The sequence below is a fragment of the Bremerella cremea genome, from assembly GCF_003335505.1.
GTDB lineage: Bacteria > Planctomycetota > Planctomycetia > Pirellulales > Pirellulaceae > Bremerella > Bremerella cremea_A.
Window position 1 is genome coordinate 444,498 of sequence record NZ_QPEX01000024.1, and the last position, 18,964, is coordinate 463,461.

An 18,964-nucleotide genomic window follows, 5' to 3' on the forward strand; every position below is an offset into this window, starting at 1 on the left:
AACGGTCCTGAAACGCAGGTCGTTTTGCCGGCACAAAAAAAGGCGATCTCGATCAACTAAGATCGGGACCGCCTTCTGGGAGAGAGGGTTTGCTTTACCAAGCTTTCGACCAACTGGCGAACATCTGGAAGTCGGTCTCTAGCTGCACACCATCCAGGTCTTGATAGACGGGACGGACAAGTTCCACATTCAGCCGACTGCCGTCACAGAACTGGTAGATACCGCCGACGCCGAGATTGAACCAGAAACCACCTCGCATGTCAGTGCGGGCGGTACTGATCATGTTCGGATTGAGTTGGGGATCGCCAGGGCCGCCATAGTTTTCCCGCCAAAGCCCCTCGGTGCGGAAGCTGAACGACATCTGTTCACCCACTCGCTTAGCGAACCACCAGTTGAGCTGATATTCGTTTCCGACCGTATAGTCGCGATAGTTTTCTCCCACGGGCAGATTCGTTTGAAACTGGAAACCGGTACTGGCCATTTCCCAATATTTTTTGTAGGTGATGCCTGGGCGGAAGTTAAACGTTCCACTTCCCAGCTGCATCGGATACGGCATTTGCGTTTCCGCTCCCATGGGACTGGCAGCCGTTGTCGTGCCGTGAATGTTGCCGGTAGGTGCACTCATGCCAAAATTGAAAATCAAGTCGGTGCTTTCCGTATCGTAAAGCAAAAAGAGCGCACCGAATCGAAGATCCGAAAAACCCTCGTTGTAGGTCGTGAAGGTCGTTCCGTTGCGACGCATGTGGTCCATGGTCAATTCCATCCACATCGGCATCAGGTAAAGCGTCACGTTATCGGTTGCCCCGTACATGACGTGGAGCATGTGCATGTTCATGTCCATGCGGGTCGGCGTGGCCATGAAGGGGATGCCGGTCACGTCGAGGGCGACCACATCGCTTACCTGCTGGGTCCCATAGCGATTTCCATCCATGAACATTTTTTCGAACTTGTACTCGACCATGATCTCGCCCTGATGGTGGACATGATCTCCCATTAGGCCGGCTGGGGCATGGCTATCGGGGCGGCCTTCCTTCAACGAATGGGCATGTGGATCACAGCAGCATGCGGCAAAAGGCTCCATCGGTGAGTAAAGCTGTTCACCGGAATCACCTGCTATTGGATGAGCGATGGCCAGAGCAGGCACCAGGCACAGGGCTAGCGTTGCCAGGTACCGAGAAGTTCGTTGTCGCATTTTGAGAGAGTCCTTTCCTGAATGATCCGTAGCAGGCCACCTCACCTGGGGCCAAAGCGAGGAATAAGAAGCCCATTTGCCGTCAACCGCACGGGACTATTGCGGATTTCCTTGCCGCGAGAACCGTTTTGGCCACTTCTTCGGCAAACTGCCTTTAATGCCCATGTTTACAAAATCGGGCCGGAGTGGTGCTGGCCTTGAGCCTGACAGTCGGTTTCTATCTGATTTCGAAATAATAGAAACAACCAACTAGATAGGTGTATGCGCATTGATACCACAATTCATATATACCATTATAATAGCATATGCCGATAATATTTCGGGCGGCTCATGGCGGCACGCTCACAATGAAATGACATAGAGTCACTTTGTGGAGAGTGAGCCTCACCATTTCACGCGAACGTGCCACCACGAGCCGCGCGACATCCCAGAGATTGCGCAGCTGTAAAAACAACGCGTATACCTCGGGCGCTCTTCGAATTGAAGTGAAAGCGACGGATCTCTAGACCGTCGCCACGAAGAGCTTAGGGGGAGGGATTGGAGGAGAGTCGTCAATAGAGTTCATTGACGGGACCGCAATAAAGGCAAGGCTACCCCTAGTAGACCAATTATTGTCGGTTTCTTCGCCTAGAATGCACCAAGGGATACCACCCAGGAAGTAGCTTTTACCGCTGTGACAGCGGTACAGAGGCGAAGAAATGGCTGCGTACTCATTGCTAGGCGGTGGCTCTGTCAGGGTCTTTTCCGGAGATGGGCGGGTCCCACAGAACTCATCGCTGAGAGGAGTACTTCTGGCAAGATTCTTACGCCGCAACTTGGCTAAACTCGATTGGGTTCCGCAACTCGGCTCATGCAGTAACCCTTTGTCTCGTTTATGGTTATGGCCAGAACTTCGCTTTGCTGCCGGGACTTCGACACCATGTGTATGTGCCCAGGCAACTCGCTGCCCATGGGAAAAGCAGCGACAACTGCTCCAGCACTGTGACGCAGAGCAACACCCGCAAGCATGATCTTGGCAGATAAAAGGAACAGAAAGATCTTTGTAGAATTTCGGCGAAACGAGATAGGGAAGTGGAATCGCGGAAAGCGCAATACCCAAGATAACGCAATAGCTTACGAGCTTTTGCGCCAACTGGATCAGGCGAATTCTACGTTGCCGATTCGACATAAAGTGTCATTCTGCAGGATAAGCAGCGACGTCCCAAAGTCTCTCGGCTCACTCTCCACATTAAGAATCTACGGCATTAACACCATCGAAACAACACTCTAAGTCGCTGTTAATTCTCAATTTATGGAAAAGTGAGGCCTCATTCCAAAGTTCTCAAGGCGGCACCGCAATCCAAGAGCAGGAAAGTGGGGTGCAATAAACTCCAACTCTCACGCGGTTTGCGTTTTAATCTTGATTTCACCAAGATCGGTCACCGCAGCCCCCTCCACATTGACAAGAGAGCCATATCGACCTTGGCGCCCTCCATGAAACCCTAATGTTTCGTGCCAAACGATCAGGCGACAAGGCCCGGATGGGACCATTTTGAACTCAAATTCCCCATCCGCGTTGGTGACTGCAAAGTAGGGGTGATCGAAAACCCGTAGCGACATTCGCTCCCACGGATGGGGAGGACAGCTAATCTTGATTGGTGCTCGCTCAGCGACAAGATCAGTGACTGGGATTTCAGATCCAGGAGGCATGGCCGTATTCTTGCTTGGATTGCTAAAGCCTTGCAGGCTAAAGACATGAGCTACCGGTCCCTTGTTTCGCATGAGAATATTTTGACCTTCACGAATGGCCACCGCATGCGGAACGTAGCCGGTTGGTTCCTGGTCGATAGGGACCACCTTTTCCTGGGCCTTTACTGACGTAAGCGACTCATGCGGTGTCAGGCTTCCCTTTTTGTCTTCTGGGATAAGCCAAACGTAAACCCATCGGACTGCGTGTGTCTTAGGATCGACTACCCAGTCCTCGTTGAGGATCGGCCCCATCGATCGAAACCATTTCAGGTCTTCGCTGTTTAACGCAGCGGTTGAGAGATCGATTTCCTTTCGTTCCGGCACTTCTCCGTCTAAAAGAATACGTCCCTTGATTCCACCAAACCCCTTGTCAGCATTCGCTTTATCGCCAGCGATAGCTTCCATCGGTCCTTGAAAAGCGGTCGCTCCTGTTACGACCGTCCAGCCGGTCAGGGCGGTAATCTCTTTCAGGAAACGTCGACGACTTTCTTCATCTCGGTACTGCTGATCGGTCCAATTCTGTCGCATAGAAAAACTAGCTCCTTGGCTATTGCGGGACGCCACAAAAAGGTGGGTGGAGATGGTCGATGTGGCTCTTTCTGTACCATTTCCAATGGAAGCTCAATAAGCAATAGTCCGCAAAACGATGTCGCATGTCAATAAGCAGTAGTTGCAATTCGAAGTATATGTGCGTCAAAATGTCGCATGTATATTCTTGCATTATTAGATATGATGACACTGTAGTTTGCTGGAAGTAGCCGGTAGAGCGGACCGCCCCGGTTGCGTTGAATCGAAATTTACCGAGGTTTTGCGATGGATTTCCCGATATTTCACCTCGACGGGATGGGGAATCGCATGCTGATCGCTGTGATCGCGATTGTGCATGTGGCGATCAATCACCCATTAGCCGTTGGGATTTACCCCCTGCTGACTCTTTTGGAATGGATGGGGGTGAAGACTGGAGATCAAAAGTGGGATCAGTTGGCCAAGCGGGTAACGTTTGTCGTTTTCATTATCACAACGTCGCTGGGGGCACTCACTGGCGTCGGTATTTGGCTGTCGACGTCACTCGTTTCACCGTTCGCGATCGGGAGCCTGTTGCGAGTCTTTTTCTGGGCTTGGTTCGCTGAGTGGTTGGTCTTTATCACCGAAGTGATCTTGATTCTGGCGTATTATCTGACATGGGATCGATGGAAAGAGGGTAGAGCCAAGCGGCTGCATCTATGCTTGGGGATCGCGGTTTCAATTGCCTCGTGGCTGACGATGTGCATCATTGTCGCGGTCCTGGGATTCATGATGGATCCCGGTGCCTGGAAAGATAATTCGCTGTTCTGGTCTGCTGTACTTAATCCGATTTACCTGCCCCAGCTTGCTTTCCGGACAACGTTTGCCATGGCCACGGCAGGACTTTTCGCTGGCTTCTTGCTGGGCATCTGGTTTCGGAGAGACTCCGAGTTCCGCAACCGAGCAATGCGTTTGATTTCATGTTGGACACTAGCTTGGCTACCACTGCTTGGCCTGGCTTCCTGGTGGTATCTGCAAGTGGTGCCGGAGGCGATGTCAGGTCTAATTCCCGTAGGTCTGATGACTCAACAATTCGCCCAGTGGCAAGGCTCGTTTCTCTGGATCGCGACCGGGGTGCTTGGATTCATTGCTCTCTCGGCATTGGCGGGGGCTTTAATCCCTCAACGGATGCCCCGTTTCGTTTTGATTATTCCCTTTCTATTTGGATTAGCACTGCTTGGACACTTCGAGCGGGTACGCGAATTTATCCGTAAACCGTACGTGATCGCCGACTACATGTACTCGAACGGGATTCGCGTCGACGAGGTCGCGTTCTACCAGAAGAACGGCTTGCTGCCGTATGCCGCGTATGCCCACGTGCATGAAGTCACCCCGGAAAATAAATCCTTGGCGGGACGAGACGTGTTCGTAATCGCCTGCTCCAGATGCCATACGACCGATGGATTCAACGGAATCATTTCAAAACTAGAAAAGCTATACGGAAACGATCCCTGGAATGGGGAGCAGATGAACGCGTTCCTAAGCGGGATGCACCTGTCTCATCCCTATATGCCGCCTTTTCCGGGCAATGCGGACGAGGCGGATGCCTTGGTCACCTATTTAAAAGAATTGCAGGATCACCCCTCTTCGCTGGAAGGAGTTCAGGTTGCGGGCATTCCCCCCAGCACAGAATCCTCGAACTCGCATCCTGAGTCGGACACTGAGGAAACGGTTTCTCGTGCTGACTAGTCCAAAATCTTCCATCCCACATGAACGCGTTGTGCTATGAATACTTTGTCTCTGCTCGCCCAAATGCCCACGCCGCGGGACCTTCCGCTTCCCCTGCCAATCGACGAGTTAACGCTACGAGGACTTCTCGTTCCGCTGTTCCTGCTACATATCCTATTCGTGAATCTGATGGTGGGGGGAACCATCCTGGCCGTGATTTACGAAATACTTGGATACACGAAAAAGCAGCCAAAATTCGATCGACTGGCGGAACAGATAGCCGCATCGGTAACGGTCAATAAGAGTCTGGCTGTCGTACTTGGCGTTGGCCCTTTGTTGATAATCAACTTGCTCTATACGCTGACGTTTTACTCGTCGAACTCGTTGACCGGGCACGCATGGATCTTGATTGTCCCGTTGGTGACGGCGGCCTTTTTATTGACCTATCTCCATAAGTACACTTGGTCAAACTGGTGCGTCGGCGGTCTGAAGATTCTGCACATAGGGCTCGGCATCTGTTCCATGATGCTGTTCCTTTCAATCCCTTTCATCTTCTTGGCCAACATCAATTTGATGCAGTACCCTGATCGTTGGTACGACGTGCAGGGATTTTTCTCCTCGCTGACGATTGGCAACGGGAATGTCTTTTTCAGGTACCTTCATTTCCTAGCCGCATCTGTCGCGGTAACGGCATTGTTTCTATGCATCTGGTTAACCTTCGGAAAGCAGGCGAGCGAGCGGTTGCCAGAAGGTTTTACGGTGCCGGCAACGCGGCGTCACTTTTACCGTCTGACGTATTACATCACGATGGCGCAATTCTTGGTTGGGCCGGTTCTTTTGCTGATACTTCCTCATGTGGGAATGAACGCCTATGTCGTCGTGCCGATCCTGATTGGAGCCTGTTTGGGAATTGGCCTGCTTTGGTTGTTAAAGCTTGAAATCCATTCCGACGATGCCCGAATTGGTCGATTGTGGGCACCGATTTTCCTTGTTTTTACGGTCGTCGCCCTTTCCATGGGCATTGGTCGTCAGATGTATCGAGATGTCGCCTTGAAAGATTTCAACGACGCAGTGCTGGAACGCACGGTTGCATTTCGTGAAGAAGTGGCAGCATTCAATACCGCGTTTGCGAGTGCTGGTGGAAGGGAAATGAACGGAGAGCAGTTGTACACGATGGTCTGCTCTTCCTGTCATCAGGTCGAGTTGGAAAAAACTGCTCCGTCGATTCAAGAGATTTATCGGCTTCACAAAGATCATCCTGAGAAAATCGTCGAATGGGCGATGCATCCTGGGAAGAAACGACAGCAGTTTGGTCAAATGCCCTCGATGGCCCACATTGGTGAAGAGAAACTCGCACTTGTCGCCAACTACATGCTGGAATTGGGAAGCGGCGAAAAAGAATTCGTTGTGGATGAATCGCAATGGATACGAAATCTCCCCCGCGAAGAAGCGTTTGCTCGTACCATGGAACTTCCTGGGGTGCCTCAGCAGGGAGAACTCCTTTTCACTACGCAAACATGTGTGTCTTGCCACGTTTCTCAAAATGGCAAATCTACGGTCGGCCCCGACCTAAAGGGCATTGGCAAGCGTCTATCTCGGAAACAGATTGTTGAGTCCATTCTCGATCCATCGGCAGAAATCGCCAAAGGCTACGAGACATGGTCGGTGCTGACCTGGGAAGGGATTGTGCATACGGGCTTGATCACAGAGCAGAATGAGGAAGAGGGGACGCTAACAATCCGTCTCGCCGATGGAAAAGAGGTGGAGCTGATCGAGGACGACCTCGACGCTAAGTCACAGCAGTCGCAATCACAAATGCCTAACGGTGTTGTTGACAATATCACACCTGAACAATTGGCTGACCTCGTGGCGTATGTGATGCAATTGTGACGAGAACAAGAACCAGCGACAACGAAAGGGAGAGCGAGACGGTCGCCTGAACCACTCGCTCTTCTGGCAGATGTGATGGCTCCTGGCGGCGGTAAGCATAACAAGGGAAACGTGGGAGTAGCATCCGGCTCAACGTTTGGCAGTTTTGAGAATTTTCAGAAAGCGTTTGCTGCCAAGTCTGGTGGGCGATTCGGAAGCGGTTGGGCTTGGCTTGTTTTCAACGACGGAAAGCTGGAAGTCATTTCGACTGCGAACCAAGCTACACCTGAGTCTCAAGGGTTGAACCACTTCTGGGCATCGAAGCTTGGGAGCATGCCTACTACCTCAAGTACCAAAATATGCGGACAAGCCACGTGAAAGCCTGCTGGAACGTCGTGAACTGGAAGTTTTTGAATGAACAATTCGCGACGGCCTGAAGCAAACGATCGGTAAGCTGCCATCGAAGTGACCGCTGTATTCCAAACGAATTCAATAAAGAGACTCTCTTGCCAAACACCATGAATTATCGTCTTCACCAGGTTAATGCTCGCTGGCGTGGTTTTACGCTTGTCGAATTGTTAGTCGTCATTGCGATTATCGGCATCTTAATTGCCATGCTGCTGCCCGCCGTACAACAGGCCCGTGAAGCTGCACGGAGGATGCAGTGTAGCAATAATTTAAAGCAGTTGGCGTTGGCCATGCATACCTACGAAAGCAGTTACCGTACGCTTCCAAGCGGCGGCAATGGCGGAGGCAGCACGCAGGCAAGCAGCTCCGCATTTTCGGTACATGCTCGCTTGCTACCGTTCGTCGAGCAAACGTCACTACAAGACCTCATCGATTTTCGTCAGCCGGTGTTGGCAGGCTCGCCACCGAGCTTCAGCAATGCGGCAGCCAAGCAGTTGATTGACATGTTTCTTTGTCCCAGTGATAGCGCTCCGGAGCGGGCGGAAGTAAAGTTCGGAACGATGTCGTTCGGTACCGATTTGGCAGGAACAAATTACATGGCTAACACGGGGACCGGCATCTCCGCAGCCGGAAAGTCGTACTACGATCCCGCATTTCCTACCGACGGAGTGTTTTTTTTCGACAGTAGCACGCGATTTGCCGACCTTACGGACGGGACTTCCAACACGGTTGTCATGTCGGAATCTCTTCGCGGACCAGGGCTGGATATGTCCTCGACGCCCCTGGCAAATATTCCGAAGCCTTATCGGCTGGCGGCAAGCCTAAGTGCCGGGCGTTCCCGTATCGGCACCTCCCCAGGCGGGGTAGATCCGATGTTTACTGAAGCCGACATTCAAGGGGCGTCCGATTGGCGCGGAGATCGAGGATTCCCCTGGATCTGGGGCCAAGCGAGCGCCACTCTCTTTAATAGCTACCTGGCACCCAATAGCAGCTTACCAGACGCCTATTCCCACAGCCGTGGCTGGTTTGCTGCTCGCAGCCTGCACCCAGGCGGAGTAAATGCCGTATTAGCGGATGGCTCGGTCAAGTTCGTTGCCGAAACAGTCGATCTGCCAATCTGGCGTGGCCTTTCAACACGCGGCGGCGGCGAAGTTCTAGCCGACTTCTGACCTCGCTTACGATGGCCCAAGTTAAGATGCCATCCCATTATCAAGGCTTGTGATCACGTCGGGTTGCTGTCTGCCCGAGGTGATAGGCGGCTACCGTAGCCGGACGACGCAAGGCAACCTACTGCCCTTGTTGGATGTACTTGGCAAATGATCTTCTTTTCCCGGCATACTTTGGGCTTCGCATTGAGTGATAAAGGGGGGCGTTATCCATGGCTGCAAAGTGCCGGCACCGACAGTTAGAGGCTGTACGACCTGCAAAGCGATTCCCACGAAATTCAGAGTCCTTATAACAATCCAAAGTTCGCCGAGATCGTGGCCTATCTGAAGCAACCGTTCTGGACGAGGCGTAAATAGTTGAATGAAAGCGGCGGCAACAATCACCCGGTCCAGGCAATCATCGACACCAGCGAAGCTTGGAAAGAGGATTACTCCATAGCAATCCTGGCCAGCAAAAAGAGTTCGCGTGCTTGACTGGTAGCAGCGGTATCTTCCCAATCCAAACGATTCGAGCGAGCCGCCAACGCTTCCGCCAGTTTGCCCATTGGAATGGTTAGGCGTGTGAAGCCAAGTTGCCGACCTGCGTCGGTAAGTTCGCTCCAAGTACGATCGTCAATGCTGGCAACGCCGGTGACAAGCAAGTCGCCAAGCGTGCTCCGAAGCTCTGCGAGGAATTCATCCAATACCGATCGCTCGCCAGTAGTGCGTTTGCTGGCGGTTGCACTGGGGTCGAGATTCAATCCTCCGTTAGGTAAGGCAGGCAGAATTCCGATACGGTGATTGCCGTCATCTAGCACCAGGCAAATCGGATGTATCTCCAGGCTTCGCCCCACACTGTGGACATGCCCACAAACGAAGCGAATCTGGTCCCCTTGCTTTTGGAGCGTGTCGAACAAGGCATCGAATCCAGCACTGCCGCGCGAGTGAAACGGATAGGTCAACTGGGCCGTGTCTCCATAGACATCGCGCAATTCGGCCCGTAAGCGCTGATGAGCCACATCGAACGTAACCTCTTCGACTGCGACAACGCTAAGTGCATGCAGGTTTTCGGTTCGGCGACGAGGGCGAAGGTACGAAGGGGGAAGCGAATCGAAGCGAGCCCTCAGTTGGGCAATACTCTCGGCTGCGAATGGAGGCTTGAGTTGTTCCCACTGAAAGCTTTGTGGATTGGTCGATACGTTACTGGCACCGCGAGGGAGGATCAACACGCCGCTCGGGGTTCGCTTGCCCGACTTAAATAGCAATTGCGACGATCCCAGTGATGCCAACGATGTGCCACGCGAAACAATGGTTTCCGCTAAATCTGAAAACGATCGCGGTGTCTCGCCTAAGTCAGGGTCGGGATCCGCAAAGGTTCTTTCGACCGTGACCACGCTGCCGGACTCCGCATCCTGAAGGTAGGCACTTAGCGTGACATGTTGCCTTCCAGCTTGCACGTCCAGACCAACGCCAATCATGCGTCCACTGGCGATCTCGGTTGGGCGATCCGATTTGCTTCCGCGAATTAAGGGCTGCGGTACCGCTTTGGTAGCTCGTCGGATCGCACGTGTCCGGGCAATCAGTTCGCCTACAACGTTCAACACCGTCAGAGGTTCGAAGCGCGCGTCGTGCTGTTGATAAAGCTGGTGTTGCTGAAGCAAATCGGCCACGAGTTCGGCCGGCCAGACGAGCCCTTCGCCGCGCAAGTCCGTTTCGATACGCATCAACCGCCCCGACCACGAACTGCCCACATTCGAGAGTCCCGCGCGATAGAGTTCGAGCAAGATATCGTCGAGATTGGCAAGCAATTCAGTCGGCGTGGGCAAGTCGGCGTTTTGTATCGAGATCAAGCCGGCAAGCTGATCCTGCGGAAGTTCACGAAACGCCCAGACCGCCAGCGGAACCCATGTTGGCAACAGCGATTCGGCGCAGTCTGCATGGACATAACGCAGGTCGCCGGGGACGAGAAATCGGACGGTACAGGCCTGATCCAGGAACCGCGCGGTCGGCTTGGCTCCACGAGTCAATTCGACGAGAACTCCCTCCTCAAACTTCTTTCGGGCTTTGGTTACGACCGCTTTTCGAAATCGAGCGATCAAGTCCTCATCGGTAAACGTCCCCGGATCCCACGGAGCGGTCAATAGAGTCGCTACCGGCGGCTCCTCGGCTGCAGCAGTAGGCTCATCAAGATTCTGCGATTCTGGTCCGGCAGCGGCCAATCGTTGGTAGGCCAAGACCGAACGAATGATGTGCCGCGTGACCCCCAAGCTACCGCTTGAGCAGATCGCATCATGAATTGTTTTGCCTTCGGGAAAACGACAGGTGATTCCGTCCGACCAGGTAAAGATCAACGCACCATCCTGTTCCTCGAGTTCGCACGTTGGACTTTCCGATTCGATCTCTTTCTGCGCACGCTTTACCGTGCCGCGATTGGTAATCGCGGCCAAGTCATCAGGAGTGAGAACGAGCAGGTCGGTTCGATGCATCGCTTTAGTTCCGCACTTTCTCGGCGACCCAGTTGGCTAGTTCGCCAGGAGTCATCGCGCCAACATGCCATCCCATTTGAACCAGGCGTGCCGCAACTTCATGGTTGTAGGTCGGATCGGCTTGTTCGTCGAGTGCGGCTATTCCTAGCCCGGTTACCCCACTTTCGATAAGCGTTCTGGCTACGGAATACAATTTTGCGACTGGTGCCCCTTCGTAAAAGTCAGTGATTAGCGCGACGATAGTACGCTGTGGATTCTCTACTAACTCGGCCGCGTAAGACAAAGCGTTGCCAATATCGGTACCACCACCGAGTTGCACTTTCATGAGCGTTTCGACGGGGTCCATGCATTCCGACGTCAGATCAACCACCGAGGTATCAAAAATGCAAAGATGGACCTTCATCATCTTCATGCTGTAGAAGATCGACGCGGTGACTGCCGAATGAATCACGCTATCGAGCATGCTGCCGGATTCGTCGACCAAAATAATGATTTGCCACCGATCGACCTGCCGACGAATCCGGGAAAAAAAGAAAGGGGTTTCGATGAGGATGCGTTGTAATTCAGGATCGTAGTGCTTCAGGTTGCGGCGTAGGGTGGTCTCGATATCAAAGTTCTTGGCGATCTTCAGAAACGAGCGATTGCGGCGGTCGAGCGACCCTTGAAACGCATTACGCACGTCCTGGGCAATTTGCTTCATCAACTCTTCGACGACTTGGCGAACCAGGTGGTGAGCCATCTTTAGCACATCCTGGTTCATCAGATGCTTCGTTCGCAGTACCGCTTTGAGTAAGGTTTGATTGGGTTTGGCACGCGAGAGTACCTCGGGATTGGTCACCATTTCTTCTAGGTTGTATCGCTCGAGGGCGTCCTTCTCCAAGCGTTCGATCGTCTTCTTGGGGAATAGCTCGTGAATCTGATTGATCCAGTCAGGTACCGTGAGATTCGACGCCTCCAGCCCCCCACCTTCGCCACTTCGCACATTGCGACCGCCGCTACCGTATTCGCGATCGTAAAGGTAACCAAGGCAGGCATCCCTCAATTGCTCTTCCCCACTAAGTTCGCCACAAAGTTCCTCGCTGCCGGCGCCCATGACCAGCCTCCAGCGTGACTGTCGATTGACATCACTCATGATCGGCCTCCAATCCATAGTGTTGCAACGCTTCAAAGATACGTTCTTCCATCGCCAGTGCTTCGGCAGCGACGGCAGCATTGACGGTTAATTTGTCCAGTGGGCGAACGTCCTTAAGGCCAAGTGATTCAAACAGGGTTGTTAGCATGTGATGCTTCTCACGCGGCGTGAAGTAGGTGAAGGCCAGCCGCAACGAGGGTAGAGCCGCCTGAAAGTCGTCTGATCCGAATTCCAAGAGCAGCCGGTCGATCGTTTGCACTAATTGGGGATCGCGCTGTGCGACTTCCCGAGCCAGAGCAAACAGCCCCGTGAGAAAGTCGCCCAGTTGACTCGCGTCAGCAAACGTTAACAAGTCTCCCAAGACTTGCTCGCTGTTGGCCTCACCCAGCGACCACAAAATTCCCGCTGCCGCTCCCCGCACGGCTGGTGGTTTGTGTTTGTCTTGTTCGACGCGCGAGAGAACTTGGATATATTCGTTGTGGTCGATTTCGAGCGTCTGATCGGCACGACGATAGGTTTCCTGGATGGCCTGCATACCACGGACCAAACTGCCATCGACATCGGGCGAGTTGCCTAGAAGTTCCAGTAGCCATAACGACCGGACAAACGCCTCGCTGAGGATCTCGCCCACTTGAGGCAAATTCGCCGTACCGAATGCTTCGTCGTAATGATACAGGAACGTCAAATGCCCCAGGGCCGTCGCCACATTGGCGAACTGTGATTCAGCTTGAATCAGCGTCCGCAGCCTTTCCTTTAGCGTTGCCGACATGGTTTCAATGCCTGCCTTGGCGGATTCAACCAGAAGCGTGGCAGCCATTACGGCGTCATGAATTCCCTGTTGCGCCTTTTCGACTAGGCAGTTACTGGCGGCATCGGCCAGTGATGGACCATAGCGAGAGGCTTCAATGCACGAAGAATCGAATTCAGGGCCCCACATGATTAGCCACGATTCCCACAACCGCTGTAGATCATCCCGTTTCAAAAAGTCGGTCCCGCCGGTGCATTGAAAGCCGATGATTCCCAGAATTCTCAACCGATGCAGCAGCCGGCTCTTGGCCAGTTCCTTGGGGTTGAGAAGGTTCAATTCAAGTGCCTGACCACGTCGGGAAACGTCAATTTTCGCGTATTCCAATTGGTGAACGATATCTTGCACCAGCGGAGGCATCCGAGTCCCCTCGGCCAGCTTGCCGCGTCTTTGCCCCCGTAATACCGCATGCACGGCGTCAAGAAAGGGAGACGCGCAGCCATATTGCAATTCGTCTTTGATCAACGCCAGGATGACGGCGTCGATCAAATCTCGACGCCAGACATGCTCGCGTTCACGAATCGCGGCTAGTGCCCGAGCCGATGTTTCGACGGCGATCAAATCGGCCGTGCTGAGGGTTTGCTTGCGCTCGCGCAGTTGCTCAACCAGATCCATCAATAGGGGTTGGTGTGAAAAGGGTTGCCCGCTAACTCGCTGACGGTAGGCATGTTCGTAGAAGCCAGGGCTGGGCATGCCAGCGTTGTAGCCCGATAGATTGTCGAGTCGTTCGTAGGAATAAGTGGTCAGCGAAATGCCCTGCTGGTCGATCGGAACAGTGGCCGTATCGTGTTGCGGCGTATCGATCCCGGGGCAATCGAATCCTGCGATACGAGCCGCCAGGGCACTGGAATGAAAGCCACCAGTTACCACGACAATTGGGCCCGAAACTTCTTCGCGCACCGCTTGGATTCTCTCGACCATAAACGCTTCGCGCAGACGATCTGCTTCGCTGATGTGTTCTTCCCAAAGACGGATATGAAAACAGAGCGAATGAACGCGTTGCATGTAGTCGTCCAAATCGATCTGCTGCTGCGACTCGACGATTTTGTCCCATAGATCGTCGAAGTCTTCGACCTGCATTCGCTCGCAAAGCCAATGCACGTAACGCCCTTTGCGCAGTTCCGCATCGGCATAGCGATGGGCAGCACCATCGTGCCGGGCGACATGTGTCCAGGGCAGATCGATGAACTGAAGCTTGGCACCGATTTGTGAACCATGCTTCAGGGCCAGCCATTCAGGCGAGTATTCGCAGAATGGATAATAGGCCCCCCGGGTCTGTTCGCTGCTGCGAAAGTAGCTGTAGATAGCAATCGGCAGTTGGTGGTCCAGGAGCAATTCGTCGAGATGCTCGTTGTAGTCGCTGGGACCTTCGATCAGAACGGCCGCGGCCTGACAAGCATCAATGCACCTAGAGACCATGGCCGCCGACACCGGACTATGGTGCCGCACGGGAAAGTAGACGACGTCCGTTTCCAGTTGGCAAAGCCGATTGAGGAGGCGGTTAACTTCGCTCTCGCCGATATCAGCAGAGTTCGCTACGTGCGTCATAAAACCGCATCCACATATCCGCTTTGCGTTTCTTCACCACGTGATCAAAGTAATGTCGAACTTTTTTCAGATCATCGGGGTTATCTTTCAACACAGTACCGACCAGGTGCTGAACCAAGTGATGGGGATGGACTTCGCCGTCGCTGTAATAGTACGCATGAATGCCGGCAGCACAGGCCGTGCTTACCGCTTCGGCCGTACTAAGTACCGTCGATAGCGATTCAATCCCCTTACCATCGGTGGTCTTGCCCAGTCGTAGCTCGCGGAAGGTGGTAACGAGTAGTTCGGTAATGTTTTCACCCAACACTACCGGGACACCTGATCGCTGGAGGTTACGGTTCGTTTCGCGCTGGACGAGTTCCATTTCTTGGGCAATGTCGGCGATTGGATTCACGGTTTCAAAGTTGAATCGCCGTTTTAACGCCGCACTCATTTCGTTGACACCACGGTCACGGGTATTCGCAGTGGCAATGACGTTGAAGCCTGCCGCCGCAAACAGCATGCGTTCCGCGTCTTGGAGTTCTGGAATGGCCATCACGCGATCGCTGAGGATCGAAAGCAGGACGTCCTGAATCTCTAGTGGGCAACGCGTGATCTCTTCAAACCGCACCAGTTTGCCATACTTCATTCCCATGTACAGCGGTGCTGGGACCAACGAGCGATCGCTGGGGCCCTCCGAAACCAACAAGGCATAGTTCCACGAGTAGCGGATATTATCTTCGGTGGTACCGGCGCTTCCCTGGATGGTTAGAGTCGAGTCGCCACTGATCGCGGCGGCCAGCAATTCGCTAAGAAAACTCTTGGCCGTGCCAGGCTCGCCGATGAGCATCAAGCCGCGGTTGGTCGCCAGCGACACGATGCAGCGTTCCATGAAGCTCCGTCGCCCCACAAACTTGGCCGCGACATCCATGGATTCGTCCCCCAGCACGAAGGCCAATACACTCTTGGGGGTCATACGCCAGCCGGGCGGCTTGGGTTGGTCGGCCGAAGCTGCTTCCAACCTGGCTAACTCTTCTGCAAAAAGCAGTTCGGCAGCAGGACGCTGAAGCGAGGCACCGTTCTGATCGGAATCAGACTTCTTCGAGGTCTTGGCTGCCGGAGCTTTTTTCTTTGCCATGAATTGGATCTCACTTCACCTTGCTTTTAAGGACCTGCAAATCGGCGATCACTTCGCTGATCACAATTGGCGGCACCTTGCTCAGCTTCAATTTCTTTTCTGAATTCCAGCCATAAACGGAAGGACTTCGTATGCCTTTGCAGAAGTGTATCGAGTCGGTAGTCAGGATTTCATCGGGATCGATATACCCCATGCCAACTACGCCATCATAATGCACGACTGCCGTTGCATCGGCCCCGGGGAATTGTTTGGAATACTCGTCAAAGCAGCCTCCGTCCATCGCGACACCGCGAACCCAGCCCAATTTTTCTAAGGTGAAAACCATCGTAGGGGCCGCAAGCTTGATACCGTGTAAACGTGTCAAATCGTCTGTTTTGTCTTCCCCTTTCTCCAAGGTATACACCGGGCGGCCAAGTTGTGGAAAGGGAGAAATGATTTCGTAATCGCTCATGACTTCTCCCCAGCGGGATCGCTCTTGCTCGGTCATTTCCAAGGGATGCGCAACCCCGATCGACGCTACGTTGTCCAGTTTGATCGCGTTGTCATCGGCATCGGCATAATCGCGTTCTTCGGTTACACGAAACGATACTATCTGCTTGCCTTTCTCGTCGTACCCCAACCAGATCAACTTCTGTACGAGATGTGTCAGGAGAGGGTGTTTGACGAGTAGTGTCTCAAAGTCTTTGACCGACCAGCGGCGACCGGTCACCATCGCTTGCTCCAGGCGACCTGCCTGGAGGGTTGCCACTTCTTTAATCTGCTTCTTGATCAGCTTCCACTCGGCAACGGATTGGGCTGCTTCGTCCTGATCGTCATTGACACCAGGGGAAGGAAGATTCGGGCGAACCTTGCCTTTCGCGTCCCGAATCATCGCTTTCATATCGCTTCCCAGCACAAAGGAGAAGCTGCGCGGACCAAAAGAAAACTCTCGGCAGCCGTTTTCGTCCAAGCCGCATTCGGGCACAACGCGATCTTCTAACTCGTGGCGAGTCAGGCCCCTTTCGTTGGCAATCTCTTGCACAAACTCTTGGGCTTTCGCTTTCAATCCCTTGAATTTCAGCTTCTGGCCAATCGACGAGAGCTGCATCAGGGCCGTCGTGCTGCCAACGGCGCGCAGGCATTGCAAACCAAAAACAGCACGCTGATGTTGGCTTTCGCCTGGCCAGACTCGAATCATCGGGGTCAATTTCAGAACGCTGGAATCGTCCCCCAGATGGCCGATGGCACCCATAGCCCATTTCTCCTTGGACACGCATCCATCGCCGGACCATTGCTGGAATAACTTCCAAGCGAATTCGTCGCGAACCATGGGAGTAACGTTTTCGCGAACGGCTACTAGCAAGGGATGTCGCTCGGTGCTTGGTGTGGCGACGAGGACTTGGACGAGCGTTGTAACTTGCTCGTCGTTTAAACAATGATCACCGACAACCAAGGGCGGCAACATGGCAGCAGATGCCCAGCCTGGCACTTTTCGTGGCTTGAGTGTATCTAACGCTGCCAGCTCTTTCGCAAGCCACTTGGGAGTCGACTTGGCATCCAGAGGCTCGAAGGTTTTCTCTTCGCGATCGATTACTTCCGATTGAATCTTGGCGGACACTTCCGATTTGTCGGCCTTCTTGAGGGCCGCGACGATAACGGACTCGTACCCTTTGCGCTTGGTGGTCCGCAGGTAGTCGAGAGCCTCATCCGCTAGTTTGCCGCGACCGGCGGCAACTTCCAACAGCCCAGTAACCGCATTGCCAACGTACTTGTCTAGCCAGTCGCGAGCGACCGCCGGCAGTTTACATGAAAGCTTACACTCGAGCATCGGCAACGCAGCCTCGGGTGCCCGAACCAAGGTAAATACCTTGAGGAGCGATTCGCAACTTTCCTTATTGGGCTGCTTGTTCACTGACTGGGCGACGTAGTCCAATGCCGCGAACTCCGTACAAGCCAGGAAGGCCCGAAGTTGCTTCTCGGATTGAATCTCCAGCTTAAGCCGCCGCCATTCCGCTTCGACCAATTCAGCTGAGCCAAGTCCCACGACAATGTCTTGGGGTTTTTGATAATGGGCGAAGTATTCATTCTCCTGGTACAGATCATCGGACCAATTTGAGGTGATCTCAAGAACAGCATCATGCATACCGAGTGACGCAGCCAGGTAATGCCCCGGTGGATACATTTCACTGAAAACTGCAGGCGTACACGTTGGATCGAGGCTCTTCGATATCAATTTACGCAGCTTGGTAATTTGCTGCTCGGTTAGATAGGGAAGGACATAGGTATTAAAGCCACTGATCAGCCGCCACAGTACCGGTGATGTTTCGTAGCTGTCATTTTCTTTCATGTACTCTGGAAGGCGAAGTACGATCTCACAATATTCCTGCGGCGTAACCAGATTCGCCAGAGCCAGTGACACGTAGTCAACACTGCCGTCGGCGTGGCGATTCTGACTGGCAATCGTCTCCAACGCCGTTTCGAGATCGATTTTGCCCGTATAAGTTTGCTTCGAAAACTGGGCAGCGAAATCCTTCATGGGATCTTCGCGATTTCTTGGCTTCGTTGTCACGTCAAACCAGAAGTGAGCCTCCTCTGGTGATAAAACTTCAGGCAGTTTCAGGTCGCTCCAACGGACAACCCAGCCGTAAACGGCGGTCTTCAGCTTCGACAATCGGCGGACGCAGTCTTCCTGGTCAAACGGCGCAGGTTCGCCCCGTTCCAGCGGCGTGTTGGAGCGAAACGTAGCGCGGAACCAATCGCGTGCCTCAAGATCGATTTCATGCGTTACATTCAGATCGACTTCTGCCTTTGAAACCGCAGACTTCGCGATCGACGCTTTGACCTCGTCCTTCTTAGTAGACTTCTTTTTCGTGGCGGCGGTTTGTGTGGTCTTCTTGATTGTTGTCTTGCTTTTCGTACTTACCGCTTTCGTATCGCTAGAATCGCCGTCAGGGTCTTCGTATCCCTTCTTTAACTTCTCAGCGACCAACTTGTCGTACGACTTCTTAGCGTCCTCTTCGCTGTCAAAGTCTTTCGTACGCGTTTGCCCGTCGGTTCCCACGCGGCCGAAACGGACCGTGTGTGACGTACCATCCAGTTCGATATTCCAGAACTTGTTCGAACTGCCGTCAGAGAATAACAACGATCGCGATTGAGAAGTTTCCGCTGCCATGAAGCCTGTGCTCCCAGTTCAGAAGATAAAAGTCCACAAAAAGAGGTCACTATTAGACCATGCTGCCAGGGGGGATACCAGTAGCAATTCAAGGCCAATTAAGAGAGCCCGATTTTAAGAAGAATTGACCTTTGATCATTGAACACCTGGT

The 18,964-nt window shown here is 53.3% G+C and carries 11 protein-coding genes and 1 pseudogene; 5 read left to right on the forward strand and 7 right to left on the reverse strand.

Features of this window, described 5'->3' with window-relative positions; translation table 11 throughout:
• Positions 1-94 precede the first annotated feature (94 nt).
• Together DTL42_RS13130 and DTL42_RS13140 are read right to left on the reverse strand one after the other, a co-directional pair.
• On the reverse strand, positions 95-1,192 hold the full coding sequence (locus DTL42_RS13130; protein ID WP_234824195.1) for a transporter: 1,098 nt from the start codon (positions 1,190-1,192) through the stop codon (positions 95-97).
• 1,377 nt (positions 1,193-2,569) lie between these two features.
• The gene (locus DTL42_RS13140) at positions 2,570-3,448 is read right to left on the reverse strand and encodes a twin-arginine translocation signal domain-containing protein (protein WP_114369174.1); all 879 of its coding nucleotides are present in this window, start codon (positions 3,446-3,448) and stop codon (positions 2,570-2,572) included.
• A gap of 285 nt (positions 3,449-3,733) precedes the next feature.
• On the opposite strand from DTL42_RS13140, the gene DTL42_RS13145 reads away from it, so the two are divergent.
• The 5 genes and pseudogenes from DTL42_RS13145 to DTL42_RS13160 all read left to right on the forward strand — a co-directional run bounded on the left by DTL42_RS13145 (position 3,734) and on the right by DTL42_RS13160 (position 8,598).
• Complete coding sequence (locus DTL42_RS13145; RefSeq protein WP_114369175.1) at positions 3,734-5,173, forward strand: cytochrome ubiquinol oxidase subunit I; 1,440 nt, start codon at positions 3,734-3,736, stop codon at positions 5,171-5,173.
• 36 nt (positions 5,174-5,209) lie between these two features.
• The gene (locus tag DTL42_RS13150) at positions 5,210-7,042 is read left to right on the forward strand and encodes a c-type cytochrome (protein WP_114369176.1); all 1,833 of its coding nucleotides are present in this window, start codon (positions 5,210-5,212) and stop codon (positions 7,040-7,042) included.
• 75 nt (positions 7,043-7,117) lie between these two features.
• A pseudogene (locus DTL42_RS26945) lies at positions 7,118-7,306 on the forward strand (Fe-Mn family superoxide dismutase); the annotation flags it as partial.
• 26 nt (positions 7,307-7,332) lie between these two features.
• Positions 7,333-7,458, forward strand: a complete 126-nt coding sequence (locus tag DTL42_RS26950; protein ID WP_425305524.1) for a Fe-Mn family superoxide dismutase — start codon at positions 7,333-7,335, stop codon at positions 7,456-7,458.
• An 81-nt stretch (positions 7,459-7,539) separates the two neighbouring features.
• Entirely contained in the window at positions 7,540-8,598 is a 1,059-nt protein-coding gene (locus tag DTL42_RS13160; RefSeq protein WP_114369177.1) for a DUF1559 domain-containing protein, read from the forward strand.
• 425 nt (positions 8,599-9,023) lie between these two features.
• Here DTL42_RS13160 and DTL42_RS13165 read toward each other — a convergent pair whose 3' ends face one another.
• Genes DTL42_RS13165 through DTL42_RS13185 form a run of 5 tightly spaced genes read right to left on the reverse strand, consistent with a single transcriptional unit; the run spans position 9,024 to position 18,813 of the window.
• Positions 9,024-11,060 (reverse strand): hypothetical protein, encoded by a 2,037-nt coding sequence (locus DTL42_RS13165; RefSeq protein WP_114369178.1) that lies wholly within the window; start codon positions 11,058-11,060, stop codon positions 9,024-9,026.
• Between the two features lie 4 nt (positions 11,061-11,064).
• Positions 11,065-12,192 (reverse strand): VWA domain-containing protein, encoded by a 1,128-nt coding sequence (locus DTL42_RS13170; RefSeq protein WP_114369179.1) that lies wholly within the window; start codon positions 12,190-12,192, stop codon positions 11,065-11,067.
• Positions 12,185-14,545, reverse strand: a complete 2,361-nt coding sequence (locus tag DTL42_RS13175) for a DUF5682 family protein (RefSeq protein ID WP_114369180.1) — start codon at positions 14,543-14,545, stop codon at positions 12,185-12,187. The genes DTL42_RS13170 and DTL42_RS13175 overlap by 8 nt, the downstream gene beginning before the upstream one ends.
• On the reverse strand, positions 14,520-15,662 hold the full coding sequence (locus DTL42_RS13180; RefSeq protein WP_114369181.1) for an ATP-binding protein: 1,143 nt from the start codon (positions 15,660-15,662) through the stop codon (positions 14,520-14,522). Before DTL42_RS13180 ends, DTL42_RS13175 begins: the two co-directional genes overlap by 26 nt.
• 10 nt (positions 15,663-15,672) lie before the next feature.
• On the reverse strand, positions 15,673-18,813 hold the full coding sequence (locus DTL42_RS13185; protein WP_114369182.1) for a WGR and DUF4132 domain-containing protein: 3,141 nt from the start codon (positions 18,811-18,813) through the stop codon (positions 15,673-15,675).
• Between the last annotated feature and the right edge of the window lie 151 nt (positions 18,814-18,964).

Excerpts from the sequence above, each read along its gene's own strand:
- DTL42_RS13130 (WP_234824195.1), bottom strand. The coding sequence starts at position 1,192 with ATGCGACAACGAACTTCTCGGTACCTGGCAACGCTAGCCCTGTGCCTG.
- DTL42_RS13140 (WP_114369174.1), bottom strand. The coding sequence starts at position 3,448 with ATGCGACAGAATTGGACCGATCAGCAGTACCGAGATGAAGAAAGTCGT.
- DTL42_RS13145 (WP_114369175.1), top strand. The coding sequence starts at position 3,734 with ATGGATTTCCCGATATTTCACCTCGACGGGATGGGGAATCGCATGCTG.
- DTL42_RS13150 (WP_114369176.1), top strand. The coding sequence starts at position 5,210 with ATGAATACTTTGTCTCTGCTCGCCCAAATGCCCACGCCGCGGGACCTT.
- DTL42_RS13160 (WP_114369177.1), top strand. The coding sequence starts at position 7,540 with ATGAATTATCGTCTTCACCAGGTTAATGCTCGCTGGCGTGGTTTTACG.
- DTL42_RS13165 (WP_114369178.1), bottom strand. The coding sequence starts at position 11,060 with ATGCATCGAACCGACCTGCTCGTTCTCACTCCTGATGACTTGGCCGCG.
- DTL42_RS13170 (WP_114369179.1), bottom strand. The coding sequence starts at position 12,192 with ATGAGTGATGTCAATCGACAGTCACGCTGGAGGCTGGTCATGGGCGCC.
- DTL42_RS13175 (WP_114369180.1), bottom strand. The coding sequence starts at position 14,545 with ATGACGCACGTAGCGAACTCTGCTGATATCGGCGAGAGCGAAGTTAAC.
- DTL42_RS13180 (WP_114369181.1), bottom strand. The coding sequence starts at position 15,662 with ATGGCAAAGAAAAAAGCTCCGGCAGCCAAGACCTCGAAGAAGTCTGAT.
- DTL42_RS13185 (WP_114369182.1), bottom strand. The coding sequence starts at position 18,813 with ATGGCAGCGGAAACTTCTCAATCGCGATCGTTGTTATTCTCTGACGGC.